This is a genomic window from Sphaerisporangium flaviroseum, assembly GCF_039537005.1.
In the GTDB taxonomy this organism is placed as follows: Bacteria; Actinomycetota; Actinomycetes; order Streptosporangiales; family Streptosporangiaceae; genus Sphaerisporangium; species Sphaerisporangium flaviroseum.
The window spans coordinates 821,017-847,381 of record NZ_BAAAZR010000001.1; the positions used below are offsets into that span (position 1 = coordinate 821,017).

Annotated in this window: 18 protein-coding genes; 4 read left to right on the forward strand and 14 right to left on the reverse strand. The window is 69.0% G+C overall.

The features are described 5' to 3' along the window. Nucleotide 1 precedes the first annotated feature (1 nt). From ABD810_RS03885 to ABD810_RS03900, 4 genes are read right to left on the reverse strand one after another with little or no spacing between them, the layout of a single operon-like run. Nucleotides 2–1,204 carry a glycosyltransferase gene (locus ABD810_RS03885; protein ID WP_344934255.1) on the reverse strand — a complete coding sequence of 401 codons (1,203 nt, stop codon included), beginning with the start codon at nucleotides 1,202–1,204 and terminating at the stop codon, nucleotides 2–4. Further along, nucleotides 1,201–2,436 carry a glycosyltransferase family 9 protein gene (locus tag ABD810_RS03890; protein ID WP_344934259.1) on the reverse strand — a complete coding sequence of 412 codons (1,236 nt, stop codon included), beginning with the start codon at nucleotides 2,434–2,436 and terminating at the stop codon, nucleotides 1,201–1,203. Before ABD810_RS03890 ends, ABD810_RS03885 begins: the two co-directional genes overlap by 4 nt. Continuing rightward, nucleotides 2,433–3,383 (reverse strand): glycosyltransferase family 2 protein, encoded by a 951-nt coding sequence (locus ABD810_RS03895; protein ID WP_344934263.1) that lies wholly within the window; start codon nucleotides 3,381–3,383, stop codon nucleotides 2,433–2,435. Before ABD810_RS03895 ends, ABD810_RS03890 begins: the two co-directional genes overlap by 4 nt. Next, nucleotides 3,380–5,050, reverse strand: coding sequence for a carbamoyltransferase family protein (locus tag ABD810_RS03900; RefSeq protein WP_344934267.1), 1,671 nt, complete (start codon nucleotides 5,048–5,050; stop codon nucleotides 3,380–3,382). Before ABD810_RS03900 ends, ABD810_RS03895 begins: the two co-directional genes overlap by 4 nt. 189 nt (nucleotides 5,051–5,239) lie before the next feature. On the opposite strand from ABD810_RS03900, the gene ABD810_RS03905 reads away from it, so the two are divergent. Then, nucleotides 5,240–5,863, forward strand: a complete 624-nt coding sequence (locus ABD810_RS03905; RefSeq protein WP_344934269.1) for an HAD-IIIA family hydrolase — start codon at nucleotides 5,240–5,242, stop codon at nucleotides 5,861–5,863. Nucleotides 5,864–6,020: 157 nt separating this feature from the next. Here ABD810_RS03905 and ABD810_RS03910 read toward each other — a convergent pair whose 3' ends face one another. The 8 genes from ABD810_RS03910 to ABD810_RS03945 all read right to left on the reverse strand — a co-directional run bounded on the left by ABD810_RS03910 (nucleotide 6,021) and on the right by ABD810_RS03945 (nucleotide 19,071). Further along, complete coding sequence (locus ABD810_RS03910; RefSeq protein ID WP_344934271.1) at nucleotides 6,021–7,313, reverse strand: hypothetical protein; 1,293 nt, start codon at nucleotides 7,311–7,313, stop codon at nucleotides 6,021–6,023. 82 nt (nucleotides 7,314–7,395) lie between these two features. Further along, nucleotides 7,396–7,785, reverse strand: coding sequence for a hypothetical protein (locus tag ABD810_RS03915; RefSeq protein ID WP_344934273.1), 390 nt, complete (start codon nucleotides 7,783–7,785; stop codon nucleotides 7,396–7,398). Between the two features lie 407 nt (nucleotides 7,786–8,192). After that, entirely contained in the window at nucleotides 8,193–10,694 is a 2,502-nt protein-coding gene (locus ABD810_RS03920) for a glycoside hydrolase family 127 protein (protein WP_344934275.1), read from the reverse strand. Nucleotides 10,695–10,777: 83 nt separating this feature from the next. Further along, nucleotides 10,778–14,053, reverse strand: coding sequence for a discoidin domain-containing protein (locus tag ABD810_RS03925; protein ID WP_344934278.1), 3,276 nt, complete (start codon nucleotides 14,051–14,053; stop codon nucleotides 10,778–10,780). Nucleotides 14,054–14,395: 342 nt separating this feature from the next. Continuing rightward, on the reverse strand, nucleotides 14,396–16,135 hold the full coding sequence (locus tag ABD810_RS03930; protein WP_344934280.1) for a glycoside hydrolase family 127 protein: 1,740 nt from the start codon (nucleotides 16,133–16,135) through the stop codon (nucleotides 14,396–14,398). After that, nucleotides 16,128–16,910 (reverse strand): carbohydrate ABC transporter permease, encoded by a 783-nt coding sequence (locus tag ABD810_RS03935; RefSeq protein ID WP_344934282.1) that lies wholly within the window; start codon nucleotides 16,908–16,910, stop codon nucleotides 16,128–16,130. The genes ABD810_RS03930 and ABD810_RS03935 overlap by 8 nt, the downstream gene beginning before the upstream one ends. Then, nucleotides 16,907–17,791 carry a carbohydrate ABC transporter permease gene (locus ABD810_RS03940; protein WP_344934285.1) on the reverse strand — a complete coding sequence of 295 codons (885 nt, stop codon included), beginning with the start codon at nucleotides 17,789–17,791 and terminating at the stop codon, nucleotides 16,907–16,909. Before ABD810_RS03940 ends, ABD810_RS03935 begins: the two co-directional genes overlap by 4 nt. Before the next feature lie 8 nt (nucleotides 17,792–17,799). Beyond that, entirely contained in the window at nucleotides 17,800–19,071 is a 1,272-nt protein-coding gene (locus ABD810_RS03945) for an ABC transporter substrate-binding protein (protein ID WP_344934288.1), read from the reverse strand. A 209-nt stretch (nucleotides 19,072–19,280) separates the two neighbouring features. Between ABD810_RS03945 and ABD810_RS03950 the strand changes: the two genes are divergently transcribed. From ABD810_RS03950 to ABD810_RS03960, 3 genes are all read left to right on the forward strand, one after another. Beyond that, nucleotides 19,281–20,285, forward strand: a complete 1,005-nt coding sequence (locus ABD810_RS03950) for a LacI family DNA-binding transcriptional regulator (protein ID WP_344934291.1) — start codon at nucleotides 19,281–19,283, stop codon at nucleotides 20,283–20,285. Nucleotides 20,286–20,548: 263 nt separating this feature from the next. Continuing rightward, the gene (locus ABD810_RS03955; protein WP_344934294.1) at nucleotides 20,549–21,949 is read left to right on the forward strand and encodes a glycoside hydrolase family 43 protein; all 1,401 of its coding nucleotides are present in this window, start codon (nucleotides 20,549–20,551) and stop codon (nucleotides 21,947–21,949) included. A gap of 8 nt (nucleotides 21,950–21,957) precedes the next feature. Beyond that, a complete protein-coding gene (locus ABD810_RS03960) occupies nucleotides 21,958–23,847 on the forward strand; it encodes an Ig domain-containing protein (protein ID WP_344934298.1) in 1,890 nt (629 codons plus the stop codon). Nucleotides 23,848–23,941: 94 nt separating this feature from the next. Here ABD810_RS03960 and ABD810_RS03965 read toward each other — a convergent pair whose 3' ends face one another. Next, nucleotides 23,942–24,730: a DUF4386 domain-containing protein gene (locus ABD810_RS03965; RefSeq protein WP_344934301.1), complete on the reverse strand. Its 789-nt coding sequence runs from the start codon at nucleotides 24,728–24,730 to the stop codon at nucleotides 23,942–23,944. A 524-nt stretch (nucleotides 24,731–25,254) separates the two neighbouring features. After that, nucleotides 25,255–25,926: a DUF998 domain-containing protein gene (locus ABD810_RS03970; RefSeq protein WP_344934304.1), complete on the reverse strand. Its 672-nt coding sequence runs from the start codon at nucleotides 25,924–25,926 to the stop codon at nucleotides 25,255–25,257. Between the last annotated feature and the right edge of the window lie 439 nt (nucleotides 25,927–26,365).

Consider the following 26,365-nt stretch of genomic DNA (forward strand, 5'->3'; position numbering starts at 1 on the left):
CTCAACCTCCCGCCGTGGCGAGCCCGTCCAGGCGCTCGCCGATCAGGCTCCGGTACACCGATTCGGTCTGCGCGGCCACGTGCGGCCACCCGTACCTCGACCGGGCGCGGCGCACCCCGGTGGCGGCGAGCGAGGCCCGCAGCTCCGGCCGGACCAGCAGGTCGCGCAGCACCATGGCCAGGACCCGGGGACGGCGCGGGGGCACGAGCATGCCGCAGCCGGACACCGTGTCGAGGTGGCCGCCGACGGCGGACGCGACGACCGAGACTCCGCAGGCCATGGCCTCCAGCGGCACCATGCCGAACGGCTCGTACCACGGCACGGTGACGACCACCTGCACGGACCGCATGAGCGTCGGCACGTCGGCCCGCTCGACGCTGCCGATCATCCGCACCCGGGCGCCGAGCCCGGACGCGGCGATCAGCTTTCCGAGCCTCAGCGACTCGTCGTCGTCGGCTTCGCCGCCCGCGATGACAAGCTGGGCCCCCGGTACGTGACGCAGCGCCTCGATTATCGTGTCGACGCCCTTGCGCGGGACGAGCCTGCCGATGCTGAGTATCCGTACGTACCCGTTCCGGTCGGCGTGCCGCATGATGGGCCCGTCGGGGCGGAACAGGTCGAGGTCGACGCCGCACGGCACGACCGTGACCCGCTCGACCGGCACGCCCATCGCCGTGAGCTCCTTCACCTCGTCGGTGCAGGTGGCGATGACCGCCGAGGCGCGCTGCCCGATGTCGCGCTCGATGGCCAGGCGGCAGTCGGGGCTGGTGTCCGCCGAGCCCTGCCAGCGCCGTTTCACCGTGCCGAGCGCGTGGTAGGTCTGGATCACCGGTATGCCCAGCAGGTCGGCCGCCGTCAGCGTGGCCAGCCCGCTCATCCAGAAGTGCGCGTGCGCCACGTCGGGCCGCTCCGATTGCCAGCGGCGCGCGAGGTGGGCGGCGAAGGCGGGCATGTAGGGCAGGAGTTCGTCCTTGGGCAACGGTTCGGGCGGCCCGGCGGGGACGTGCTCGACGGTCACCCCCGGAGCCATGGGAATCGTGTCGGGCTCGTCCACGTCCGCGCGGCGGGTGTAGACCGTCACCTCGTGCCCGAGGGCGGCGAGCGCGCAGGCCAGCCCCGCGACGTGCACGTTCTGCCCGCCCGCGTCGACCCCGCCGACCGCGGCCAGGGGGTTGGCGTGCTCCGATACCAGAGCGACCCTCATCGCGCCCCTTCCCTCACACCGGCCGAGCCGCCCGCATCGCTCCGGTCGTCCCGGGTGCCGGGCCCGACGGTGCCGATGGGACCGCCGGTGTGGTCCGGACCGCCGGTGTGGTCCGGACCGTTCGCGGCGAAGCCGTCGACCGTGCCCCCCACCCCGGCGGCGCCGGGGGACACCAGGCCGAGGACCGTGTCGACGACCTCCTCGCTCGTCACCGACGAAAGGCACGGGTGACCCGCGATCGGGCATATCCGCGCCCGGCTTCCCCGGCAGGCCGCCTGCTGGTCACCCAGCAGCACGACCGGCACGCGGTACGGCGCCCAGCGCGTCGCCGGCACGACCGGGGCGAACAGGCTCACCACAGGCGTCCCCACCGCCGCCGCCAGGTGGGCGGGGCCGGTGTTGGCCACCACGACCACCGACGCCCCGGCGAGCACGGCCGCGAGCTCGGGGAACGTGGTCACACCGCCGAGGTCCGCGCCGTACGCGCCGGCGACGTGGGCGGTGAGCGGCTGCTCGTCCGGATCCCCGGTCACCACCACGCGAACCCCGGCGAGCACCAGTTCCCGCACCGTCCTCGCGTGCAGGTCGGCCGGCCACGCCCGTGCGGGCGCCGAGGTGCCGGGATGGACGACCACGTAGCCGGGCGGGCCGGTGAACTGGCGCACCGAGGGCAGCGGGCGGCGTACGGCGAGCGCTCCGTCGTCGCCGAGAGGAAGCTCGAACCCGGCGGCACGCGCGAGGTCGAGCATCCGCACCGACTCGGGCACGTCGACGCCCTCGTCCACGATGTGCCTGACGTCGAGCAGGGAGCCCGGGTAGTCCTCGCTGATCGCGGCGATCCGCGGGACGCCCGCCAGGCGCAGGAGCAGCGCCAGCGGCAGCGACGACTGGTGGAACGAGGTGAGGATCAAGGCCTGGTCCGGCGCCGTCTTCTCCACCTGGGAGATGAGCCGTTCCACGTGGGGACGGCTCAGGGGCGGCGGATCGGGATCGATCCACGGGGTGCGCCACTCGAGCACCTGGTCGACCCCGGGCAGGAGCTGGGCCGCCGCGCCGCCGTGCGGGCCGGTGAGCAGCACCACCTGCCTGGCGGCGGCCGCGACGGCGCGGATGGCCGGTCCGGCCAGCAGCACGTCTCCGGCGTTGTCGAGGCGGGCGACCAGGACGGTACCGGCCTTCGGCGCGGTCCCGGTGACCCGCGTGGACCTGGTCCACCGTACGGGCCGGGTCACCGGCGTACCCGCAGTTCTCCCCGGAGGCGGTGCGCGCAGGCCACGGGTGGGATGATCACGCTGGTGACGGCCATCCGCAGGATCTCCTCAGGAGTGCGGGGTCCGGGAGCGAGCCGCGCCCAGACGAACTCGGCGGTGAGCGCGAGCCAGGCCAGCCCGGTCGCCGTGGCCCCGAGACGTGTCCGCCGGCGGGACTCCTGGTGGACGGCGGCGGTGGTGAGCAGGGCGCATGACATGAGGCCCAGCGCGGTGGTCACCGCGTGCCGGGAGAGCCGGCCGGGAACGCCGCCGACGGCCGCTCGCCAGTCCACTCCGTGCAGCCGCCGCATCAGCGCGTCGTCGGCGTTGCCCCGCTGCGCCCGCACGCTGGTCCAGAACCCGTCGTCGCGGACGGGATGGTGGGTGACGCGCCGTCCCCTGGCCAGTCTGTGTCCCGCCTTGAGAAGCCGCAGCGCGAGGTCGGCGTCCTCGCGGTAGGCGTGCGGGAAGCGCTCGTCGAAGCCGCCGGCGCTCTCCAGCGCCATCCGCCGGTAGGCCATGTCGGCCGTGGCCCAGCCCGCCTGCATGAGGGCCGCAGTGTTGCGCTCGGCGTCGGTGGGCCGCCGCCCGGACGGCAGCCGCACGTGCAGACGTCCCTGGGAGCCCGCGACGTCGGCGGGGAGGTCGGCGAGGTCGGCGACCAGCGCTTCCCGCCACCCGCGCTCGGGCACCACATCGTCGTCGAGGAAGGCGATCCACGGAGTCTCGGCGGCTCGCCACCCCGTGTTCCTGGCGGCGGCCGGCCCCCGCGCGCCCGTACGCAGCACGCGGACGTGGTCCGGCACGTTGAGCGCCGGACAGAACCTCGGCCGGTCGTCCACCACGATGGTCGGGAGGTCCGAGCCCAGCGCGGCCAGGAGCCGGTTCAGGCTCCGCCGGCCGATGGTGGGGATCACGATGGTGATCATGAGGCGAACACCTCCCCCCGGCGCACGAGGTACGGGCCGAGCACCAGCACGTCCACCGGCGCGGAGCCGAAGCACTCAAGGGCGTCACGCGGGTCGTCCACCATGGGCCGGCCCGCGGTGTTGAGGCTGGTGTTGACGACGACCGGCAGCCCCGTGCGGGCGTCGAACGCCTCCAGCAGCCGGGCGAGCAGCGGGTCGGCGCCCGGGTCAATGGTCTGCACGCGTGCCGTCCCGTCGGTGTGGACGACCGCCGGGATCCGGTCCCGCCATTCGGGCCGCACGTCGTGGACGAACAGCATGTACGGGCTCGGCAGCGGGCCGCGATCGAAGATCTCGTGCGCGCGCTCGGCCAGGACCATCGGGGCTATCGGGCGGAACTGCTCGCGTCCCTTCACGGCGTTGAGCCGTTCGGCGTTGGCGGCCCGCCCGGGATGGGCGAGCAGCGAGCGGTGCCCGAGCGCGCGCGGGCCGTACTCCGACCGCCCCTGGAACCACGCCACGATCCGGTCGGCGGCGAGTTCGGCGGCGACCGCGTTCGCCAGGTCGGCGGGTCGGCGGTAGGGGACGCGTGCCGACGTCAGCCACGCGGCCAGCTCCTCGTCGGTCCATCCGCGGCCCAGTGCGATGTCGGTCATCGGCGTCACCGGCTCCCCGTGGACGTGGGAGAGGTGCAACGCGCCGCCGAGCGCGGTACCCGCGTCCCCCGCGGCGGGCTGCACCCAGATCGCGTCGAACGGTCCCTCGTCCAGCAGCCGGGTGTTGGCGACGCAGTTGAGCGCCACACCGCCGGCCATCGTCAGGCAGCGCTCCCCGGTCCGGTCGTGCAACCACGCGGCGAGCTCCAGGAGCACCTCCTCCAGACGGGCCTGGACGCTGGCCGCGAGGTCGGCGTGGTCGGCGGTCCAGCGGTCCTCGGCCGCGTGGTCGCCGCCGGTGAGCGCCTTGGCGTAGCCGCCCCAGTCGACCGGTTCGACGCGGAAGCCGCCGTCGCCGGTGGTGTAGATGAGTTCCCGCAGCTCGCCGAGGTGGCGTGGCTCGCCGTACGCCGCGAGGGCCATCACCTTGTACTCGTCGCAGGACCGAAGGAAGCCCAGGTGGGCGGTGACGTCCTCGTACATCAGGCCGAGCGAGTGGGGAAGCCGCTGTGCGGCGAGGACGGTGAGCTCGCCGTCCTGGTAGTGCCCGGCGAGGTGGGACACGGCCTCGCCCCGGCCGTCGCAGACCAGCACCGCCGAGTCGCGGTACGGCGCGGCCAGCCCGGCGGACGCCGCGTGGGCCACGTGATGGGGGACGTACCGCACCCGCGCCGAGTCGAGGCCGGGCAGCGCGGTGGCGAGGAACGCCGGGGCGCGGCGCGCGTAGGTGGTGCGAAGCTCCTCCCAGAGCGGATCCAGCCCTCGCTCGGCGGGACTTTCCTGGTCGAGCCGCACCAGCTCGGGGTCGTAGGAGTAGGCGACGCCGTCCAGGTCCTCGGGCCGCAGCCCGGCCTGCGCCAGGCACCACGCGGCGGCTCGCTCGGGGAGTTCCCAGGCCGAGAAGGGCACCGGGCGCTTGCCATGCTTGCGGCGGCTGAACCGTTCCTCCTCGGCGGCCGCGACGACCTCTCCGTCCACGACCAAGGCCGCTGCCGGATCATGAAATATGGCGTTGATCCCGAGAAACCGCATCGGCTACCTCCATTGGGCCGCGGGAGTCTGGTTACCGAGAGAAGCGGCTCTCAAACGCGGCTTTGCGTATAAGTCGAGGTAGAGAGGTGTGAATCTTGAACTTAGTCACGCTACGTAGCTGATGTCGGGTTTTGTCGCTGAGTGGGCCGGGTAGCCAAGCCCATGGACGAGGACCCGCGGAGGTGGCGCTTGCCGAGCACCCGTCACGTGCCCGCCGCGGTGCTGTTCGACCGTGACGGCACGCTCATCGAGAACGTTTCGTACGACGCCGAGGACGGTCCCGGCGTGGCCGTGCCAGGAGCCCGGAAGGCGCTGGACCGGCTCCGCCGTGCCGGGGTGCCGATCGGCGTGGTCGTCGAGTCGGGTGCCGGTGTCGCTGGTGGGCTGATCGGCGGGGTCGGCGGGGTCGGCGACCGACCGGGACGCGCTGGTGGGCTGATCGGCCCGGCCGCGTACGACGACGTCAACGCGCGCGTCGAGGAGCTTCTCGGACCGTTCGACGTCTGGGCGGTGTGCCCGCACGACGAGACGGACGGGTGCCGGTGCCGCAAGCCCGCGCCGGGGCTGATCCTGCACGTGGCTCACACCCTTGGCGTCGATCCCGGCGGCTGCGTGGTCGTCGGGGACACCGGAAGCGACATGGAGGCGGCCCGCGCGGCGGGAGCCCGGGGCATCCTCGTCCCCACGGCCAGGACCCTGCCCGCCGAGGTGACAGCGGCCTGGGAGGTGGCCGCCGACCTGGACCTCGCCGTGGAGATGATGCTCAGCGGGTGGTGCGAGGAATGCGCGCCGCTGGGGTCGTTCGGATCGTGACGGTGTCGGGCGGAGTTGGCTGATGCTCAGCGGGTGGTGTGAGGAGTGCGCGCCGCTGGGGTCGTTCGGATCGTGACGGTGTCGGGCGGAGTTGGCTGATGCTCAGCGGGTGGTGTGAGGAGTGCGCGCCGCTGGGGTCGTTCGGATCGTGACGGAGTCACCGGTCGCGGTGCCGGGTGGCTCTGCGCCGCAGTGCGGCCACGAGGACGGCGAGGCAGACCAGCGCGCCGGCCGCCGCGGCGATGGTCAGCGAATTGCGGGTGAAGTTCCCATCGTCGGACCGGCGGACATCCGGCGGCACGTAGGGCGACAGCGGCGAGGGGGCTCCCTCCGCCGTGAAGCTCAGCCGTCGCCAGGTCCCCGCCACATCGCGAACCGCGATCCCGTGGCGCCGGTTCGCCACCACCACGACGTGTCCTTCCGGTCGTGCGAGCACCGCCAGGGCCGCCGAGTACACCTGGTTGTCGGCCGGATCGAAGGTCTGCCGGATGAGCCGCTGCTCCTCCGCGGAGACCTCCCAGACGGTGGTCCAGTTGGTGCCGCCGTCGATGGTCTCCTGTACGCGCAGCGCGGGGGATCCCGCCCGGTAGCAGTGCTCCGGCTCATCGGGCACGCACGCCTTCTTGCGCGGTGCCGGTTCGTCGAGAGGCGCCGGCCCATTCGCGTCCGCTCCCGCGTCGACCCCTGGCCGGGTGACGCCAGGGGAGCCGCTTCCACCCATGTCGGTGTCCCGCATCCATGTGGCGCCGCCATCCCGGCTGACCAGCAAACTGCCGTAGTTGTCACCGTCGACCACGACCAGCCCGCGCTGGATGCCCACCGCCCGCGCGTCCGGAGCGTACGGGGCCGGGGTGGCCACGACCGCGAACATCGCGACGGGGACCACGATCAGCACTCGTACCGCGTCCGGGTTCGTCGTGGCCGTGTCCCTCGCGTGCCGCCACACGAGCCAGGCCAGGCCGAGTGCGGGAAGCGCGATGAGGTCGGAAGGATCGGCGAGGACCACCGAGGGTCCGGCGGCGATCGACCACGCCTGCGAGGCGAGCGAGGCGCCCAGAGCGGTGGACTTCACGAGCGCGAAACCGGCACCCGTCGCCAGCAGTGAGGCCAGGGCGACCGGCGGTGAGCACGGGTCCACGGCACGGGCGCGGCCGAAGCGCTCGGAGCGGCCGGAGCGGCCGGAGCGGTCCGGGTGGTCGGAGCGGCCGAAGCCGTCCCAGCCGTCGGGCAGGAACGCCTGGAGGCCGGTGAGCGACCCGATCAGCAGGGCCAGCAGCGGCGGAGCGACCAGCAGGCCGGCCACGTCGCTGAGCTTTCCGGTGATCGGGCCGGGCCACACGTGTTTGAGAAAATGGTCGTTCAGCAGCAGGACCAGCACGGCCGACACCGTCGCGGGATGCGTCAGCCAGGCCAGGGCCGGTTTCCAGTTCGCTAGGCGTGCTCGGCGCATACCACTTTCGATGCTCCGTACGGCACGCGTGTTCACGGTGGAGGCGGTTCGCGCTCTATTCGTGACCTCCGGCCGTGGGAGATCAGGACACCGGCTCGCTGCGGCGCCGCCTGACCAACGTGGAGAGGACGAACCATGGCACTGCCGCCGCTGCGGTGATCGCCAAGCAGATGATCAGAGAAAGCGGGGTGAGGTAGGCGAGCGCGAAGAACAGGAGAGGGGGCATGATGATGCTGTCGAGAACCGGGTGCGCCTTGGACCAGGCGGACACCCGATCCAGGGCCAGCCCTGCGACCGCGAGGGATCCGTACACGACGCCCGCGAGAACACCGAGCACGATGCCGCGCTTCTCCGTGATCGCGAAAGCCAGCAGCACCGCGATGGGGAACAGGAGCAGGCTGACCCAGGTCGGTGGCCTGCGCCAGTTGTACGTCTTCAGCGCGGCACCCGAAGGGCGATCTGACTCGGTCATGTGAATTCCCCTTAACGCGTTCTCCAATGGCCGCACGCAACGACCCCCTGCCCGCCACCCGAACAGTCGTCGCCGTCCTTGTACTCGCCCATTGGTACAACGCCCCGCTTGCAGACTGCTTACACCCAGGACGGTGGACGGTCGACAACGCGGGACGTGGTGATCGTCTGGCGTTTCAGCGTGGTCGTTTGATGGAGGTGGCGAGTGGGGGTGGGGGTGTTGGGCCCACCCGGCACCCGTTTGATTGGGGTACCCGTGTGTTGCCCGCCCAGGTGTTATCGGCTTTCTCCTGAGCGGGTGGGGGTGTTCCGTCTTCGCGGGAGGGGTGGTGTTCCTCCTGAGTGGGTGGGTGGTGTTCCTCCCGTGCGGGAGGGTGGTGATCGTTCTCAGCATGGTTCCGTGTCGTGTTATAGGCCGGTGGTGTGGAGGGTGGAGATTTCGGGGGCGGTCAGGGGGCGGGTGTAGAGGCGGAGGGAGTCGATCGCGCCGTCGAGGTAGGGGTCGCCGCTGTACTGGGAGCGGCCGATCCAGTTCTGGGTGGTGACGCCGAGGTCGGCGGGGCGTAGCGTCATCGCGCCGTTGCGCGCCACCTCGGCCCCGTTGACGTAGAGCACGCCGAGGTTGCCGGTGCCGGTCACGGCCAGGTGGGTCCAGGTGCCGGCGGTGAGCGCCGTCGGGCTCTCGATGCGCTGTTCACTGCCGGAGCCGCCGGTGGTGATGGCGAACCGGGTGGTTCCCGTGCCGCTGCGCGGGGTCAGGAAGAGGTTGGCCGTGGGACCGGTACCGAGGTCGAAGACGCGCGACCAGGCGGTGATCGTGTCCAGCCGGACCCAGAGCGCGATGGAGAAGGCCGTCGCGCCGGCGAGGATGCCGGTGGGCAGCGAAACGTACTGGGCGTCGCCGCTGAGGTCGACGGCGTTGCCGGTTCGTCCGGTGGTCCAGGTGGCGCCGCCGACGAGGGTGGCGGTGCGACCGTTGCCGGTGGCGTCGGCGGCCGTGGTGCCGGTGGTCTCGTCGAAGCCGTAGTGGGCCACGAAGGCCGGCAACGGCGCGGAGGGGACGTTCCAGTAGACGGTATAGCGTTCTCCGTGCATCTGGTAGAACGGGCGCAAGGTCACAGGCCCGGTGCCGGCCGTCGCCGTGTACCGGAGCGGTGTGGTGGTGGCCGCCAGCGTCGCGGGGTTCAGGGTCGGCAGGCTGCTCAGGTTGGTGCTGCCGTAGCCGCCCGCGAGCACGATCGGGCCGACCATGACCGCCTGCACCGCGGCACTGTCCGGTGCGGGCTCGCGGACCAGCGGCATGGGCAGGCTGACGTCGATCACGTCCCCGTTGTTCCAGGTGCCGGTGAGCGTGGCGTAGGTGCCCGGGGTGAGGCTGATCTCCCGTGGCGTGCCGTTGACGCGAATCTGCGCCCCGGTGGTCCAGGCCGGAATGCGGATCTTGATGGTCGCGGTGGACGAGCCGGTGATGGTCAGCCGGGTCGAAGCGGCTTCCGGGAACGTGGTGTCCTGCCGGATGGTGAGCCCGCGTGCCGACCAGGTCAGTACCGAGGCGATGAAAAGGTTCACATAAAGGGTGTCGCCGGAGTGGAAGTAGATGCTCTCGCCGTACTTGGTGTTGCTTTCCATGCCGGTGCCGTGACAGCAGGAGAAGCTGTTGTAGTCGTTGCTGTAGGTCTTGATGCCGCCGGCGCGCATCGGCACGTAGTAGCACTGGAAGCCATGCGCGGAGGCGGGGTCCTGTGAGGCGAGGATGTGGTTGTACAACGCCCTCTCGTAGAAGTCCATCCGGTCGGCGCGGGAGGGATCGGTGAAGAACAGCTGCCGCGAGAGCTTGAGCATGTTGTAGGAGTTGCAGCACTCGCAGGTGGTGTCGGACAGCTCGGAGGCGATGCGGTCGGGACCCTTGAAGTACTCGCCGTTGGAGTTGCCGCCGATGGCGTAGCTGTGGTGGCGGGTGACGATGTCCCAGAACGCGGTGGCGATGTCGCGGTAGCGGGTGTTCCCGGTGGCGTGGTACTCGCGGATCGCGCCGATCGCCTTCGGGATCTGGGTGTTGGCGTGGTAGTTGTTCAACGCGTCGGTGCCGGCCGCCAGCGGGTCGAAGATCTCGGCGTGGTCGAAGTACTGCGCCGTGACGAGATGGCCGGCGTCGCCGGTGAGCTGGTAGAGGTTGGTGAGCACTTCGTTCATCCCGCCGAACTCGGTGTCGAGCATGTTCTGCCGCTGCGTGTAGCTGAGCCGGTCGTTACGCAGCTTCACCCAGGAGGCCATGCCGAGCAGGACGGTGAGGGCTTGGGCGTTGCCGGTGAGCAGGTGCGCGTCGAGCAACCCTGCCATGATCTTGTGGAGGGTGTAGTAGGGCGCCCAGACCGCCTGGCGGGCCTCGACCCGGTCGATGAAGCTCTCCGGGAACGCCGACAGGTACCCGGCGTTGAACCCGGCGGCGGTGGCGCGGGCCTGGCACTTGGCCAGTTCCGCCACCAGGTGGTCGCTTTTGGCCTTGAAGGACGCGGTGCCGGTGGCGAGGTACGCCTGCGACAGTGCGGAGAGCACGTGCCCGGTGGAGTGTCCGCGTAGTTCGGTGCTGGGCGACTCCCAGCCGCCGCAGGCGGTGGCGCTGGAGCCGAGTCCGACGTTGAGCCGGAAGGTGTGCAACAGGCGGTCCGCGTCCAGGAATGACAGGTAGCCGTGCGTGCGCGCCGTGTTCGCCGCGAACGGGCCGCTGAGCAGGCGTACCGCGTTGAGGGGGAAGGGGAAGACCGACACCCCGACGTCGGCACGGGCGGCGGCCGCGGTGGACAGGGTGGACACGCCGGACAGGCCGGCGCCCGCGGTGCCGGCGAGGGCGAGCCCGGCCGCACCGGCCCGCAGGATCGCTCTGCGGGAAAGGGCGGGTGATTCTGGCATGGCTGTCTCACCTCGGTGAAGAAGGGACGCGGATGGGGTGGCGGAGGAGGCTCGTGGCCTCCTCCGCCACGCGGCGGAAGCCGCTACGAGCCGTACGCCTTGACCTCGAGCAGCCCGACGGAGAAGCCGGTGGCACTCTGCAGCAGCACCCGTAGCCGGGTGGTGCTCACGGCGGTGAAGGTGACGGAGTTGTACTGGTTGCCGGCGACGGGATAGCCGCCGGCGCCGGGGACGTCCACATAGGCGCTCCCGTTCCAGTACTGCAACTTCCACGATGCGGGCAGGTCGATGCCCTCGTCATCGTCGAAGAAGTAGACCTGTGCCCTGTTGAGCGACACCGCCGACGGCCAGGTCAGCTCTCCCCACTGCTCGCCCTGGTCGGGCCAGGTGCCCCAGCGCGGGTTGACCGTGTCGTTGGAGGAGGGCGGGTCGATGCCGTCGTTGAGGGCGGCGACCGACTCCCAGTCCGAGGTGGAGGAGGCGGAGGGCGTCGCCGTCAGCGCCAGGTTCGAGTCGACCGGTGGGTTGGTCCCACCGCGGTTGTAGATCTTGATTTCGGTGAGGCCGCTCTTGGCGCCGGAGGCATTGGTCATCAGCACCCTGACCCGTTGTGCGGTGATCGGAGTGAATCGGACCAGGTTGTAGTTGCCACGCGGAGTGCTCGGCGTCTTCACCTGGGCGGCGGCGTTGGTCCAGGTGCTGCCGTTGAGGTACTGGATCTGGTAGGCCGACGGCGGCCGGTAGGTGGCACTGGCCGGACGGCTGTCCTTGAAGTAGAGCCGGACCTCGTCGAGTGTCCTTGCGGTGCCGAAGTTCACCTCGTACCAGTCCTGGGCGTTGGGTGAGCCGCCCGCGCCCCAGTAGGGCTCGTTGATGGGATACCCGTCGACGGCGGAGGCGGTGGTGGTGCCGGAGCCGGTGTGGGAGGCCGACACGGTGGCGCCCTGGGCGAGGTTGGTCAGGTTGGCGGTGAGATCGACCCCGGCCTTGGCGAGCGCGTCGACCACCCGCGAGTCGGACTGGACGACCTGCTGCGGCGCCTGCAGCCCGGGGACGGCGGTGTTGTAGGCGACGGTGCCGGTGGCGCCGGTGAAGGTGATCGCGCCGGTGGCCGGGTCCCAGATGAACGGCACGAGCTGGTTGACGGTCGCGACGCGGCTGCCGTTGATGAAGATGGAGTATCCCTGGGGGACGCCGCTGTACCTGACGACGCCGTCTGCGGGGTCGTCCCAGATGACGGACAGGTCGGCGTTGCGGTAGCGGATGTTGTTCACCGCGAAGTTGGGCCATCCGATGTTGATCGGTGAGAGCTCCACCTTGTTGTCGTTGCGGGGACGTAGCCCGGCCACGTCCTCGATCAGCGTCCAGTTGGAGCTGCCGAGGATGTTGTGGTGGATCCAGGATCGGTAGGTGATGGACGAGCCGTTCCAGTTCGCCCAGAACTCGTTGGCGTCGGGCCACTGCGTGTTGCCGCCGACGTACTGCGCCCAGGTGTTCCAGTAGAGAAGCTTCTTGTAGTCCTCGGTGGTGATGTAGGTGCTGGGGTAGTTGCGAAGGACCGAGGAGAAGAGCCGGAACTGCACGGTGGAGTTGATGGTGGAGAAGTTGTTGCTGCCGGGGTTGCCCGCCGCCGCGGCGGCCGCCTTGTCCCTCTGGTTGGCGGTGTAGAAGGGGAAGACCGGGTACTCGGCCGGGTCGGTGAACAGCCGCAGCGCCTCGCGGTAGGTGGCGGTGTTGGGCATCAGCCCGACCGCGTACGGGTAGAAGTTGTTGATCTCCTTCCACGGGACGAGGGCGTTGGTGGCCACGTGCCGGTGTTGCAGCACCCGCGCGGTGGGGTTCCACAGCACGTTGACGACGGCGTTCTGCACGCGGGTGGCGAGCGTGCGCATCTCGGCCGCCTTGGTGGTGTTGCCGATCGCGTCGTAGGCCTGCGCGGCGGCGCGGGCTCCGCTGTAGATGTAGGCGGACTCGGTGCGGTCGAGGTTGCCGCTGCGCCAGTGGAACGAGACCGCGTCGGCGTCGTTCCCGGTCAGGGCGCCCCAGTCGTACTCGATCAGGCCGTTGTTGTCGCGGTCGTAGAAGCTGAGCTGGCCCTTGGCGTCACCCTCGGCGTACTTGGCCAGGTTCGCCGCGATGGCCGGTTGGCCGCCGTGGATCTGGTAGCTGCGCCAGGCCGCCTCGCCGATGTACTGGGTGTAGCTGTTGGACCAGTTGGCCGGGTCTCCGGGGTTGTCCAGGAACCGGCCGCCCTTGGAGATCTGCCCGACCGAGAGCCAGTCACCGTAGGCGTACAGCGGAGTGCGCAGGTACTTCAGGTCGTCGATGTGCATCGGCTGGGTGAGCGCGATGGCGTTGTTGTAGCCCAGCGCGCCCTCCACCGAGGTGGGGAACTGGTAGGTCTGCCCAGGGATGTTGGCGTCCAGGTTGTTGAACCGCATCAGCCACCATCGGTAGTAGTAGTTCTTCTTGATGGCCGGCTCGGGGGAGTCGAAGTACGGGATGTTCTGCGCCCACCACAGGTTGTAGGCCCGCACATGCGTCGCGAACGCGGTGGCGTTGGAGTAGTCCTTGTAGGCGTTGTACTCGCTCAGCGACTCGGGGAGCTCGCTGGTGACGAAGCCCATCACCACCTTGGCGGTGACGGTGGCGCCGGCGGCGATGGTGGCGGAGCGGTTGAGCCCGCCGCTGGTGGCGGTGAATCCGTCGCCTGACAGGCGCGGGGAGAGGGTGGTGAGGTTGTTGAACGAGTTGACGGTGCCGGTCAGCTCGTTGCCGCTGCCGGAGGTGGCGTACGGCGAGGTGGCCCGCAGTTGCAGGGTGGTGGCCGCGGTCCCGGTGTTGGTGATCGCGAGGTTGGTCACGGCGACGTTGTTCTGGGTGATGAACTTGGTCTGCTCGATCCGGATGCCGCCACCGGTGTGCACGCTCTTGAAGTGGCTGGGCGCCTGCCAGCGCTGACTCACCTGCTCGGTGAAGGTCCCCGGTGTGACCGCCACGGTGAACGCGCTCTGGTTGCTGATGCTCTCGATGTAGGCGACGTTTCCGCCGAAACCGAGCGTGCCGGGGCTGTGGGTCTTCATGAACAGCGCACGGCCGCGTGTCATCAGGATGCCGCCGTCGGCGTCGGACGGATCGCTGCCGGGACGGCCGAGCAGCCGGTCGATCCAGAAGCTGGTACCGGAACTCTCGGCGTTGTAGATGGCCTGCATCATGTTGCCGGTGCTGTAGCCGACCGGTGGCGCGGGGACGGCGGGACCGGAGAAGGCGGGGTACCCGATGGTCTGATCCGCGGATGCGTCACTTCCGATGTTCATGAACGCGCTGGTGATCAGGCACAGCACCGCGGCTACGGTCAATGATCTCGGTCTGAGGCGGGCGAACGTCGGCATTACGTCACGTCCTTGGGGGGTGTGCGGATGGAGGTCTGGCGGAGGTCGGAGGCGGGGACCGTTCGATGGCCTGGCGCGGTCGGATGCCGCGTCTCAGTTCACAATCAACTCCGAAAAGGCTTTCGGCAACGTTAAGTTTCAGTAACGTGGGATCCGAGTACGGCCATTGATCGCCGGAACCACCCGACATAAGCTCAGGACCTGCGCGTGCTCAGCACCTACGGGCACCACGAAATTCTCTGAAAGGATTTCGGTGAGCCGACGTCGTTCTGAAACGGTGACCATCAGCGACGTCGCCGGACACGACGCTCAGCGGGTCTCCGGGAGCCAGACGCGCATGGTGGCGGGGCCGCGGTTGCCCCACCGGTAGTAGGGAATGAGCGAGAGGGGAAGTCGTTCGCCCACGCCGGACGCAGGACCGCCGTAGGGCCAGCCGTCGGGCTCGGTGGTGATCCGATGGGCCTCGACCTCAAGGTCGGCTCCGCGCTCGACGGGCTCGGTGGCGGTGCTGACCTCGATCTCCGACAGCGGCGGCGCATCGCCGGGTGACTCGGCGCAGTAGACCAGCGGTCCACGTTCCACGGCGACACATCCGCGTACGGCGTCGATGCGCGGGTCGGGACGGACCCAGCGCGGCGCCATGGGCAGGTCGACGCGGATCTCCTCGCCGGGCCGCCAGGAACGTTCCCACTCATGGGTGCCGCCTCCCGCCCACGCCGGGGTCCGCATGGTGATCCGGCGCGGGGCCTCGGGGGCCGCCTCCACGCGCAGCGTGACCTTCCCAGACCAGGGGTAGTCGGTGTCCATCCGCAACGACAGCCCGTCGTGGCTGATCGTGGCGGCGGTGATCTGGTGGACCTGGATCCCCTGATCGTCCCCGGTCGCGACGTACGCCGGCAGGCTGGCGAAGGTCCGGGCGATGTTGGTGGGACAGCACGAGACCTCACGCCAGGGGGCGCGCAGGCCGCCCTCGGCGCGAGGGCTGACTCCTTCCACGACCTCTCCCGCGACCCGCACTTGCAAGGGGTTGGTGTAGAAGAACGAGTGGCCGTCGAGCGCGGGCCCGGCGGCGACGACGTTGTAGAGCGTCCGCTCGATCTGGTCCGCGTAGCGGGGGTCGCCGGTGGCGAGCAGCAGGCGGTGGGCCAGCATCACGGAGGCGACCCCGGCGCAGGTCTCGTTGTAGGCGCGGTCGGGCGGCAGCTCGTAGTCGTCGCCGAAGGACTCGCCGGAGTGACGCGAACCCATTCCGCCGGTCAGGGAGGTGCGCCGGGCGACGGTCCGCTCCCACTGCCCCTCGGCCGTCTCCAGCAACTCCTTGTCGCCCATCTCCACGGCCAGGTCGACGACGGCGCAGGACAGGTACAGGGCTCGTACGACGTGCCCGCGCAGGACCTCGGCCTGCCGTACGGAGACGTCGTCCTGGAAGTAGGCGCGGCCAAGCTCGATGTCGGCGAGCGCGGGACCGCCCCGGCGCTCGACGAAACGGCGGGCCATCTCCAGGTAGCGTTCGGCGCCGGTCTGCCGGTAGAGCTCGACGAGGGCCATCTCGATCTCAGGATGGCCGCAGACCTCGTTGCCCTCCATGAACCGCGCGCACACATGGTCGGCGGCCCGGCAAACGACCTCGGACAGTTGGTCCTCGCCGTGGACACGCATGCGTGCGACCCCGGCCTGGATGAGGTGGCCGTAACAGTAGAGCTCGTGACCCCACTCAAGGTCGGTGTAACGGGCGGTGGGCCAGCGCGTGTTGAGATAGCCGTCCAGTTCCTGCGCGCGGGCGACGACCCTGGTCAGCTCCTCGACACGGGGGTCACCGGCCCAGGCCATGGCCTCCATCAGCTTGTAGACCTCGGAGTCGCTGAACTCCCGGCCGCGTCGCGGGCCACCTCCGAAGTTCGCGATCCAGCCGACTCGGTCCATCCACTCGTAGCAGTGATCAATGATCGTCTGTGTGGGCTGCGATCCCCAGAAACCGGGCGACAGGCGGACGCCGGACAGGCCGAGGGGGGAAAGGGCGCCGGAGGACGGGACGACGGGATTAGCCACGCAAGGCTCCTGACATGAATCCGCGGACATAGTGGCGCTGCAGGACGAGGAAGAGGACCAGGCAGGGGACGGCCATGACCATGACGCCGGCCTGGAGCATGCCGTAGTCGATCGCGCCGAAGGTCCGCTGCGTCATGCTGACGACGGCGACCGGCAGGGGAAAGCTGGACCCGTCGCTGAGCAGGATCAACGGCGCGAAGAAGTCGTTCCAGGAGGCCAGGAAGGCGAACAGCCCGACGGTGACCAGGCCGGGCCGTACGGCGGGCAGCAGGATGTGGGTCAGCGCGCGCAAGGTGCCGCATCCGTCCACCAGGGCCGACTCCTCGATCTCCCGGGGTATCGACTCGAAGGAGTTGCGCATCATGTAGATGGCGAACGGCAGCTGGAACATGACGAAGACCAGGGCCAGACCGACGAGCGAGTTCTGGAGTCCCACGTATCCGAGCAGGACGTACAGCGGGATGAGGATCGTCGGATAGGGCACCATGAGGATCGCGAGCGTGGCCAGGAACAGCACGTTCTTGCCGGGGAACTGGAACCGGGCGAACGCGTAGCCGCCGAGCGTGGCCACGGCGAGCGTCGCGGCCACGGCCATCGCCGAGACGGCCAGGCTGTTGCCGAGATACCGAGGCAGTCCTTCGCCGAAGCCGGCCATCTGGGCGTAGTTGTCGAGCGTGTAGCCGCCGGTCTGGTCGTGTACGGAGGACCAGCCGCTCCACAGCAGCGGGAACAGGAAGAGCACGGCCAGCGCCGAGCGTGACGAGTAGTACCTCATCTGAGGACCTTCAACTGGAGGGCGTTCAGCGCGACCAGCACGACGAGCAGCACGACGGAGAGCGCGGCCGCGCCGCCGAGGTCGAACCGGAAGAACGCGTTGCGGTAGATCACCATGACCATCGAGACCGTGCTGTTGTCGGGGCCGCCGTTGGTGAAGATGAAGAACTGGTCGAAGGCGAGCAGGGACCCGGTGATGCTGAGGATCAGCATCAGGGCGATCGTGGGGCGCAGCAGCGGCAGCGTGATGCGGGTGAATATCTGCCAGCGGGACGCGCCGTCGCTTCTCGCCGCCTCGTAGACCTCGACCGGGATGGCTTGCAGGCCGGTGAGCAGGATCAGCATGTTGAACCCGGCGAACCGCCACAGGACCAGCACGATCGTGGAGAACAGCGCCATGTTGGGCGTGCCGATCCACTTGACGCCGAGGAAGCCGAACGGCCCGACCTCGTTGTTGAGCAGGCCGTAGAACAGCAGGGCCGCCGCCGCGAACCCGACCGCCCCGGGCAGGAAGAAGGCCGTCCGGAAGAATCCGACGCCGGGCCTGCGCTCCTGCACCAGAAGCGCCAGGCCCAGGGCCAGGGCCGAGAGCAGCACCGTGATGAGCGCGGTGTACTTCAGCGTGAACAGCACCGAGTCGAGGAACAGCGGATCTTCGGTGATCTTGGCGTAGTTCTGCGGTGCGTTGAACGTCGGCGCGCCGAGCAGCGGCCACTTGTTCAGCGACATCACGCCGACGAGTACCAGTGGGGCGATGAAGAGCGTCACGACGATCACGGCGGTGGGCGTCGCGTACGCCAGCCCCGCGAAGCCGCGAAGGCTACGGCGCCGGGCCGCGGCGTGGTCGCCGCGGCCCGGACGGGCGGTCGTGATCTGGGTCATGCCGCCCGTCACTGCTGGAGGGACTGGTTGACGGCCTCGTTGAGTTGGACGACCTTGGAGGGATCTCCGAAGACCGCTTCACGAGCCAGCCGCAGCCACGGCCCCTGCGGGTCGTTGAAGGTCTGGCCGAACTTCAGGGCGTACGGCGTCTGCCCCTTGGCGACGAGCGAGTTGATCATCACGACGCGGGGGTCGGCGGAGGAGTACTTGTTGCCGGCCAGGTCGGTGCGCGCGACCACGTCCTTGTTCTTGGCCATGACCTCGACCTGCGCCTCGTCGGAGACGGTCCAGGCCAGGAAGTCCCAGGCCGCGTCCGGGTGCTCGGAGGTGGCGGAGATGCCGACGGAGTCGCCGCCGATGAACGTGGACTGGCCGCCGTCAGGGCCGGCGATGGGCGCCACACCGATCTTCATGTCGGCGGGCATGGACCCCAGCGTGGTGGAGGGCATCGGCATGACGCCGATCTGGCCCTTGGGGAAGAAGCCGGTCCAGGTCGGGCCCTGCTCCTCCTTGGCGGTGGGTCCGGTGATCCCCTTCTCGTACAGGCTGCGGTAGGTCGCGAAGACCTCGGTCATCGGCGACTTGTCGACGAGGGACTGTGTGCCCTCCGGGTTCATGACCTGGCCGCCCGCGGCCCAGACGGAGGGCCAGAACGTGAAGACGTAGCAGCCGCCGCAGTTGCCGCCGAAGAAGGTGCCGCTGACCTTGCCGTCCTTGCCCAGTTTGTTCTGGATCGTAGTGGCCTGCTCGGCGAACTCCTTGAGCGTGGCCGGGCCCTTTTCGGGGTCGAGCCCCGCCTTCTTGTAGAGATCCTTGTTCCAGAACCAGACCGAAAGGTCCAGCGTGTGCGGAAGCGTGTAGAGCTTGTCCTCGTACGTGCCGAGGCGCATGTGCGAGGGGGCCAGCGAAGCCTTGAACGGTAGCTGGTTGACGCGGTCGGTGACGTCGAGGAACAGGCCCTGGGAGGTGTAGTTCGGCACGAAGATGACGTCGGCGGCGAAGATGTCGGGCAGTTGCTTGGCCCCTGCCGCGGCCGCGATCCTCGGCTGGTAGTTGTCCGTGGGGATGACGGTCAGCTTGACCTGGTTCTTGTGCTTGGAGTTGTAGGCGTCGACCAGGCGCTGGCTCTGTGCCTGGGTGGCGGCGCGGGTCCACATGGTGACGGTGACCGGGCCACTGGCGGTGGTCTTCGCGGACGGGCCGGGCTCGCCGCCGCCACAGGCCGCGAGTGCGACGGCCAAGAGTGCGGCGGCCGCGACCGACGGCAATCTTCTCATCATCGGGGCTCCTTGTAAGGGGGGTGTGGCCATACTCGGCAGGCTGTGTGGTCTCTCCTCGCGCCGCCTGTAAGAGAGCACCTAAAAGGTTTTCGGAAACGTAATCGCAACGTACGCCCCTCGTCAATCGCCCTGGAAGGGCTTGCTCCATTACAAGTTGGCGACTATCTTCAGCAGGGCAGACCTCTTATAGAGAAAAGGTTTTCTCCTCGATGGCATCCCAACGACCCGTCACGATCACCGATGTGGCCGCACGCGCGGGGGTGTCCATCGCGACCGTCTCGAAGGCGCTCAACGGACGCGGGCAGGTGCGCGCGGAGACCCGGCAACGCGTCATGCGCGCCGCCGAGGAGCTGTCCTTCCAGCCCAACGCCCTGGCCCGCAGCCTGCTGTCCGGGCAGACCCGCACCGTGGGCCTGCTCACCAGCGACAGCGTGGGCCGGTTCGGCATCCCGGTGCTGCTCGGCGCGGAGGACGCCTTCGGCGCGGGGGAGATGGCCGTGCTGCTCTGCGACGCGCGAGGTGACTCCATCCGCGAGCAGCACCACATCCGCACCCTGCTGGCCCGCCGCGTCGACGGCCTGATCGTGGTGGGCGAGAGCACCGATGCCCGCCCGTCGATCACCCGTGATCTGACGGTGCCCGTCGTCTACGCGTACGCGCCGTCCGACGACCCCGCCGATGTGTCGTTCGTGCCCGATGACGTCGACGGCGCTGCGCAGGCGATCCGCCATCTGGTGACCCTGGGACGTCGCAGGATCGCCCATGTCACCGGTCCGACCTACTACCAGGCGTCGCGCGACCGCGCCGCGGGGGTGACCGCCGCGCTGGAGGAGGCCGGGCTCTCCTTGTCGGGTGGCCAGGTGCTGTACGGCGCGTGGTCGCAGCGCTGGGGCCGGCAGGCCGCCGAGGTGATCCTGCGCGCCGACCCCGAGACCGACGCGGTGGTGTGCGGCAGCGACCAGATCGCGGCGGGCATGGTGGAGGCCGCGCGGGAGCGGGGCCGCCGGGTGCCCGAGGACTTCGCGGTCATCGGCTACGACAACTGGGAAGTCCTGTCCACCGAGACCAGGCCCCCGCTCACCACGGTGGACATGAACCTGGAGGTGCTGGGCCGCACCGCCGCGCAGCACCTGTTCGCCGCCATCGACGGCCGTGCCACTCCCGGCGTCCACCGGATGCCCTGCCGGCTGATCATCCGCGACTCCACGGTCTGACCCGTCAGCGCGGAGAATTCATCGGTTTTCCAATTCCGAAAACCTTTCACTCCTTGGGTCATGGATCTCACCTGCGATGACAGGCCTCCCGATGGGACGCTGGGAAAAGTGGGCCTTGACGGGTTAAGCGTTTTCGCAAACACTCGGCCCAACCGAGTGAACGCTGCATGACGCTCATGTCACAGGCACCGTCAGAAGGCCGGATGTTAACGCTAACATTCATGCGGCCGTCGCAGCGGAGACCACACCCAAGGAGCGTTTCCATGAAACGACGACGATGGACCGCCGTCCTCGCCGGAGCCCTCGGGCTCGTGCTCGTCACCGGCGGTCCGGTGACCGCCGCGGCGCCGATCACCACCGCGATCTACACGGCCGACCCCGCGGCGCTGGTCGTCGGTGACACCCTCTACCTCTACACCGGCCACGACGAGGCGCCCGCCGGCGGCGGCAACTTCGTCATGCGCGACTGGCACGTGTTCACCTCCACCAACGCGACGACCTTCACCGACCAGGGCGCCAGGCTGTCGCTGGCGAACTTTCCCTGGGCAGGCGGGGACGCCTGGGCCGGAGAGGTCGAGCGCGGGGCCAACGGCAGGTACTACTGGTACGTCCCGGTCAACGGCAACGGCCCCGGCTGGATGGACATCGGCGTGGCCGTCGGCGACAGCCCCCTCGGCCCGTTCACCGACGCCAGAGGCGGGCCGCTGGTCAGCGACAGCACCCCGAACTCCTCCCCGCTCAACATCGACCCCACGGTCTTCACCGACGACGACGGCCAGGTCTACATGTACTGGGGTTCCTACTACGGCCTGCGCGCGGCCCGGCTCAACTCGAACATGACCTCGATCAACGGCTCGGTGATCACTCCGGCCGGCGTGTCGAACTTTTGGGAGGCGCCCTGGATGTTCAAGCGCAACGGCGTCTACTACCTGGCCTACGCCGCCAACGACTCCGCCTGCTCGTCCCCGGGCTACGCCTGCATCCGCTATGCCACCGCGAGCAACCCGCTCGGCCCCTGGACCCACCGCGGCGTCGTGCTCGACCAGGTCTCCTCCACCACCAACCACCCGGCGATCATCGAGTACAAGGGCCAGTGGTACATGGTCTACCACAACGCCGCGGCGCCAGGCGGTGGCAACTTCCGCAGGTCGGTCACCCTGGACAAGCTCTACTGGAACGCCGACGGAACCATGCAGAAGGTCGTCCAGACCACCGGCCCCATCACCCCTCCGCCCGGCGGCAACCTGGCGCTGACCGCCACGCCCTCGACCTCCTATGTCTCCCCCTGGGAGACCCTCGGTGCGATCAACGACGGGTTCACCCCCGCTAGTTCGGCCGACCACAGCCATGGCGCGTACGGCAACTGGGACCACCAGGGCACCGAGTGGATCGAGTACCGCTGGCCGGCCGCGCAGACCGTCGGCCGGGTCTCCACCTATTGGTTCGACGACAACCAGGGCATCGACCTTCCCGCCTCCTGCCAGGTGCAGTACTGGAACGGCAGCGCCTACGTGAACGTGCCGGGCCAGTCGGCCTGCGGAGTCGCGGGCAACACCGCCAACGTCACCACGTTCACCCCGGTGAGCACGACCCGGCTGCGACTGAACATGACGTCCAGAACCGGCTACTCCACCGGCGTATTGGAATGGACGGCCCACTCATGAGACGTGTCATGAAGCAGGTGATCCTCTCGGTCGTGCTCGTCGCCTCCGCGCTGGTCGCCGCGCCGGCCGCGCACGCCGCTCCCACCGTCCAGGTCGTCGACATGTTCGGCAGGACGGTCAACGACTACGGGATCAAGCTGGTCGACTGGGAGGGCTACCTGGCCAACCCCTACGTCGAGCTCACCGTCCGACCTCCGCAGGACGTGCCCTTCCCCGTCACCGTCGACCTCAAGGCCGAAGGCACCTCGCGCCTGATGATGGACCTGCCCAGCAGGCTCACCGCCACCGGCGCGACCAAGCGGCTGACCTTCGCCGGCGCGGCGGAGCAGAAGATCTTCCGGCTGGCCATCCACTCCAAGCGCGGCCCCGGTCCGGACGAGCAGTACACGCTCAGGCTCACCACGGTCGACGCCGGCAACCAGACCTACCAGCAATCCATACCGATCATGGTCCAGCAGGACCAGAAGACCGCGCTCGAGCCCACCGTTCCCATCTCCTTCGACTACCGCTACGACACGATCACCGGATACTTCTCGCAGCCGGCCTTCCGCACCGCGGCCGAGGAGGCGGTCAAGGACTGGTTCAGGTTCTTCGACCTGACGCCGTTCGACACGGTCGCGGCGGGGGCGGAGAACAACCACCTGCCGGGGAACGACTGGCAGAACACCATCAACGTCACCAACAACCAGGCGTACAACGGCATGCTGGTGTTCTTCCGCGGTATCCAGACCCCGTACTCCACCGGCTATCCCGCCAACAACGGGCGGTACCACACCCGGGGCGGCCAGCAGGTCGCCGGCCCGCTGCACCGCTCGACCGCGATGATCTTCGAGTACGACGAGGCGAACAAGCAGCTGTTCACCTCGCTGGCCGACGAGGACTGGTACCGGACCGAGATCCAGGGCCCGGTGCTGGACGTCCATGGCCTGGTCATGCACGAGTACGGCCACGCCGTCGCCTACCACAGCGACTGGGCCGGCATGCGTGCCTACGTGGGCTCCGGGGGTGCCAACGACCAGGAGGTCATCGACTACCAGGGTCACGCCGTTCCGCTGGACTCCAGCTACCACATTCCCGGTGACCAGCCGAACTGGGACCGCATCAGCGGCCAGAGCGGCGGCTGGACGCACCTGTTCCCCACTCGCCGCTGGATGCTCACCAAGCTCGCGCTGCTGGTGGCGGAGAACGCCGGATGGCGGCTGAACCGCAACCTCACCCCGTTCCTCAAGCCGTCGATCGTCACCACCACGTTGCCACAGCCCGTCCCTGGCCAGCCGTACCAGCAGACCTTGACCGCCAAGGGCGGCGTGCCCTTCTACGATTGGCGGATCACCAGCGGCAGCCTGCCGGCGGGACTCAGCTTGAACCGCTTCACCGGCGTCATCAGCGGGACCACGACCGCGACAGGTCCTGCGACCTTCACCGTGCAACTCCGCGACTACGACAGGCTGAGCACCCCGGTGACCAGGACCTTCACCCTCGGTGCCGGCACGGGCGGGAACCTGGCCGCGACCGCGACGGCGTCGGCCTCCTACACCTCCCCCTGGGAGACCGTCACCGCGATCAACGACGGCCTCGTGCCGAGTCCCCGCTGGGGCACCTGGCCGCAGACCGGAACGCAGTGGGCCGACCTGACCTGGTCATCGGCACAGACGATCAGCTCGGCGGAGGTCCACTTCTTCGACGACGGAGGCGGCGTGCGCGTGCCCGCGTCCTGGAAGCTGCAGTACTGGAACGGCGGTTCCTACGTCGACGTGGCCAACCCGAGCGGGTATCCGGTGGTCGTCAACGCGTCCAACAGGGTCACCTTCACCGGCGTGAGCACCACCCGACTCCGGGTCGTCCTGCAAAGCGGGCAGGGTTCGGTCGGGTTGCTGGAGTTCAGAGCCTTCGCCTAGCTCAACTGCAGAGATAGGGGGCTGCCCGAAAGGGGTGCCGAGCCGCTGAGCGGTCCGGCACCCCTTGGGCTGTGGTCGTGGGGGTTAGGCGCGTTCAATGACTCAGCTGGCCGGCATCAGCGGTCACCGTGTTCATCGTGCTGACGGAGGGCTTGAAACCCTTGACGATGAGTCGGCCGGCCAGGGCCAACTCCCAGGCGAACACCGGGACCGCGGCGACAGCCCCCCACACCGAGAGCTGCTCGTAGAGGCCGAACATCACGGCGATCGCCGACGCGAAGATCAGCGGGCCTCCGACAAGACCCAGCACGGCTATGAACCGCGGCACAAGGCCGGACCTGTGCAGCAGGTATGCCATCAGCATCGTGTTCATCCCCAGGACGAAGCAGGGCCCTAGCAGGAACGTCCAGTTGTGGACCGCCACGAGGGCCTTGCCAACGGTGACGAGCGAGGTCGCGTCGGCGCCCACGGCTCCCGCCACGTCCTGCCGCAACGTCACGATCGCAAGGAGGGTGACGATGCCGACGGTGATGATGGCGGCTTCAAGAGTACGAAGGCCGACATAGCCGAGAGCGACGCCTTCGTGCTGCTTCTTGACGACGGGGAACAGCGTGACAGCGGTGCCGACAATGGCGAGGGCGCAAATCCCTTCCAGGAACGCGCCCCAGAGCACGAGGGTGTCAGAGCCGGAGCCGATGATGTAGCCGGGATCGTTCAGAACCGAGTCGTACAGGATGAGGCCGGGGATCGACGTTACGTGGGTAACGAGGTAGAGCAGGCCCGCGACTGCCGCGATCTTACGTGTTGAGGCCACCGGGACTCCTTTCGTCAGTGAGGGTCCGACCTCGGGCGGCACTACCAAGGAAGCGCTCTCGTTGGTCATGGTTCGATCGTGACGATTTAGGTGTCCTGGTTCATCACTAGAACGGCTGGTTCTGAGACGGCCGATCGGCGAGCGACGAGTCGTACTTTCGGCGGTTGAGCCGTCGCGTGTGCATTGGCTTGGCCTGGTCTTGGTGGTGGAGGGCGCGGGGGCGGGGGGTTGTGTGGGATGGATATGGGCCCACCCGGCGCCCGTTTGATTGGGGTACCCGTGTGTTGCCCACCCGGGTTGTGACCTCGTTCCCGGCGGGGAGGTGTGCGTGGTGCCGGGGAAGGTATGCGTGGCGGTGGGGGCGAGTACGTGGCGGTGGGGGAGAGTTCACCGCGTGATGCCGTGGAGGTGACCGCGTGACGTTAGGGAGACATGGTTTCATGGCGGTCCATCCAGGTTGTGGCCTCGTTCTTGGTGGGAAGGTGTGCGTGGTGCCGTGGGACGGTGACCGCGTGACGTTAGGAGACACAGCTTCATGATCGACTAGGGTTTGTGGGCGGTCACTCGGTCGCTTGTGCCGGGGAACACCATGATCAGGATGTGCTGCGGCAGACCTCCGGCGTTCGCAGCGTGCGTACGGCGAGCAGGGTCAGCCAGGTGAATCCGATGCCGATGGCGAGGCGCTGGAACAGGCCGCCGGTCCCTGCCAGGCCGCCCGCTCCGGTGTCCGCGAAGGCACGCGTGGACAGCACGATCCCTGCAAGGAATCCGATCCCGGTGAGCGCCGAGTACACCGCCCAACCGATCTCGCGCCGTACCGCGAACCGGCGGGTGAACACGAAACAGGCGGCGGCCAGCCCGACGAAACCGGCGAGCGAGAGGAGGTCGTGCAGGCTGCCCGCGGTCGTGGGGGGGTCGGTCAGCAAAGGTGTGCCCGGGGGGTAGCCCGCGACCGGGTCGGTGACGAACACGCCCGCGCCCAGCAGGCCGACGCCCCAGACGCCCACGAGCAGCGGCCCCCAGAACGACCCGCCGAGCCCGCCCCGCGCGAGCCAGAGCCCTGCCGCGAAGGCCACGGTCAGCAGCCCTGTGACCAGGAAGTTGACGACCTGCGTCCAGCCCGAGTCGCCCAATGCGAGGGTACTGCCGGCGTGGCGTATCGGGTCGTAGCCGTCCCGCAGGGCCCCCGTGACCAGCAGCACGACCATGAACAGCGGCCCGGCGATCACGCCGCAGCCAAGCAGTAATCGGATCTTCAGTCCCATGCCGTCAACATAAGTTGACGCGACGGCGCATGTCAACCCTTGTTGACGAACTCGTCCTTGAAGGTGCCCCGCGACGGTAATCCGTGCTTGATCATTAATCCTGTGTCTCTGGTCAGGCGTGGGAGAAAAGCAGGGTGAACTCGGCAATCGGGGTATCACCGGCTACAGCATCGTTCGACCGCGACCGCGACCGCGACCGCGACCGCGACCGCGACCGCGACCGCGACCGCGACCGCAATCGCGATAGCGGGAGGGGTCTGCGAAGGGCGTTCCGTGGTTTTCGCCGGGATGTCCCTGGCCTTGGTGTTCGGGGGATGGCGCAGGGTGGGTGGGCGGCGGTCGGCATTGGGGGATCACCGGCTCAGCGTCGTTCGGGCGCATGGCGGGAGGGGTCCGCGAAGGAGGTTCCGTGGCTTTCGCTGGGATGTCCCCGGCTTTG

What these genes read in the sequence shown, in the direction of transcription:
- ABD810_RS03885 (WP_344934255.1), bottom strand. Translation starts at nt 1,204, where the DNA reads ATGAGGGTCGCTCTGGTATCGGAGCACGCCAACCCCCTGGCCGCGGTC.
- ABD810_RS03895 (WP_344934263.1), bottom strand. Translation starts at nt 3,383, where the DNA reads ATGATCACCATCGTGATCCCCACCATCGGCCGGCGGAGCCTGAACCGG.
- ABD810_RS03900 (WP_344934267.1), bottom strand. Translation starts at nt 5,050, where the DNA reads ATGCGGTTTCTCGGGATCAACGCCATATTTCATGATCCGGCAGCGGCC.
- ABD810_RS03910 (WP_344934271.1), bottom strand. Translation starts at nt 7,313, where the DNA reads ATGCGCCGAGCACGCCTAGCGAACTGGAAACCGGCCCTGGCCTGGCTG.
- ABD810_RS03915 (WP_344934273.1), bottom strand. Translation starts at nt 7,785, where the DNA reads ATGACCGAGTCAGATCGCCCTTCGGGTGCCGCGCTGAAGACGTACAAC.
- ABD810_RS03920 (WP_344934275.1), bottom strand. Translation starts at nt 10,694, where the DNA reads ATGCCAGAATCACCCGCCCTTTCCCGCAGAGCGATCCTGCGGGCCGGT.
- ABD810_RS03935 (WP_344934282.1), bottom strand. Translation starts at nt 16,910, where the DNA reads ATGAGGTACTACTCGTCACGCTCGGCGCTGGCCGTGCTCTTCCTGTTC.
- ABD810_RS03940 (WP_344934285.1), bottom strand. Translation starts at nt 17,791, where the DNA reads ATGACCCAGATCACGACCGCCCGTCCGGGCCGCGGCGACCACGCCGCG.
- ABD810_RS03945 (WP_344934288.1), bottom strand. Translation starts at nt 19,071, where the DNA reads ATGATGAGAAGATTGCCGTCGGTCGCGGCCGCCGCACTCTTGGCCGTC.
- ABD810_RS03950 (WP_344934291.1), top strand. Translation starts at nt 19,281, where the DNA reads ATGGCATCCCAACGACCCGTCACGATCACCGATGTGGCCGCACGCGCG.
- ABD810_RS03955 (WP_344934294.1), top strand. Translation starts at nt 20,549, where the DNA reads ATGAAACGACGACGATGGACCGCCGTCCTCGCCGGAGCCCTCGGGCTC.
- ABD810_RS03960 (WP_344934298.1), top strand. Translation starts at nt 21,958, where the DNA reads ATGAAGCAGGTGATCCTCTCGGTCGTGCTCGTCGCCTCCGCGCTGGTC.
- ABD810_RS03965 (WP_344934301.1), bottom strand. Translation starts at nt 24,730, where the DNA reads ATGACCAACGAGAGCGCTTCCTTGGTAGTGCCGCCCGAGGTCGGACCC.
- ABD810_RS03970 (WP_344934304.1), bottom strand. Translation starts at nt 25,926, where the DNA reads ATGGGACTGAAGATCCGATTACTGCTTGGCTGCGGCGTGATCGCCGGG.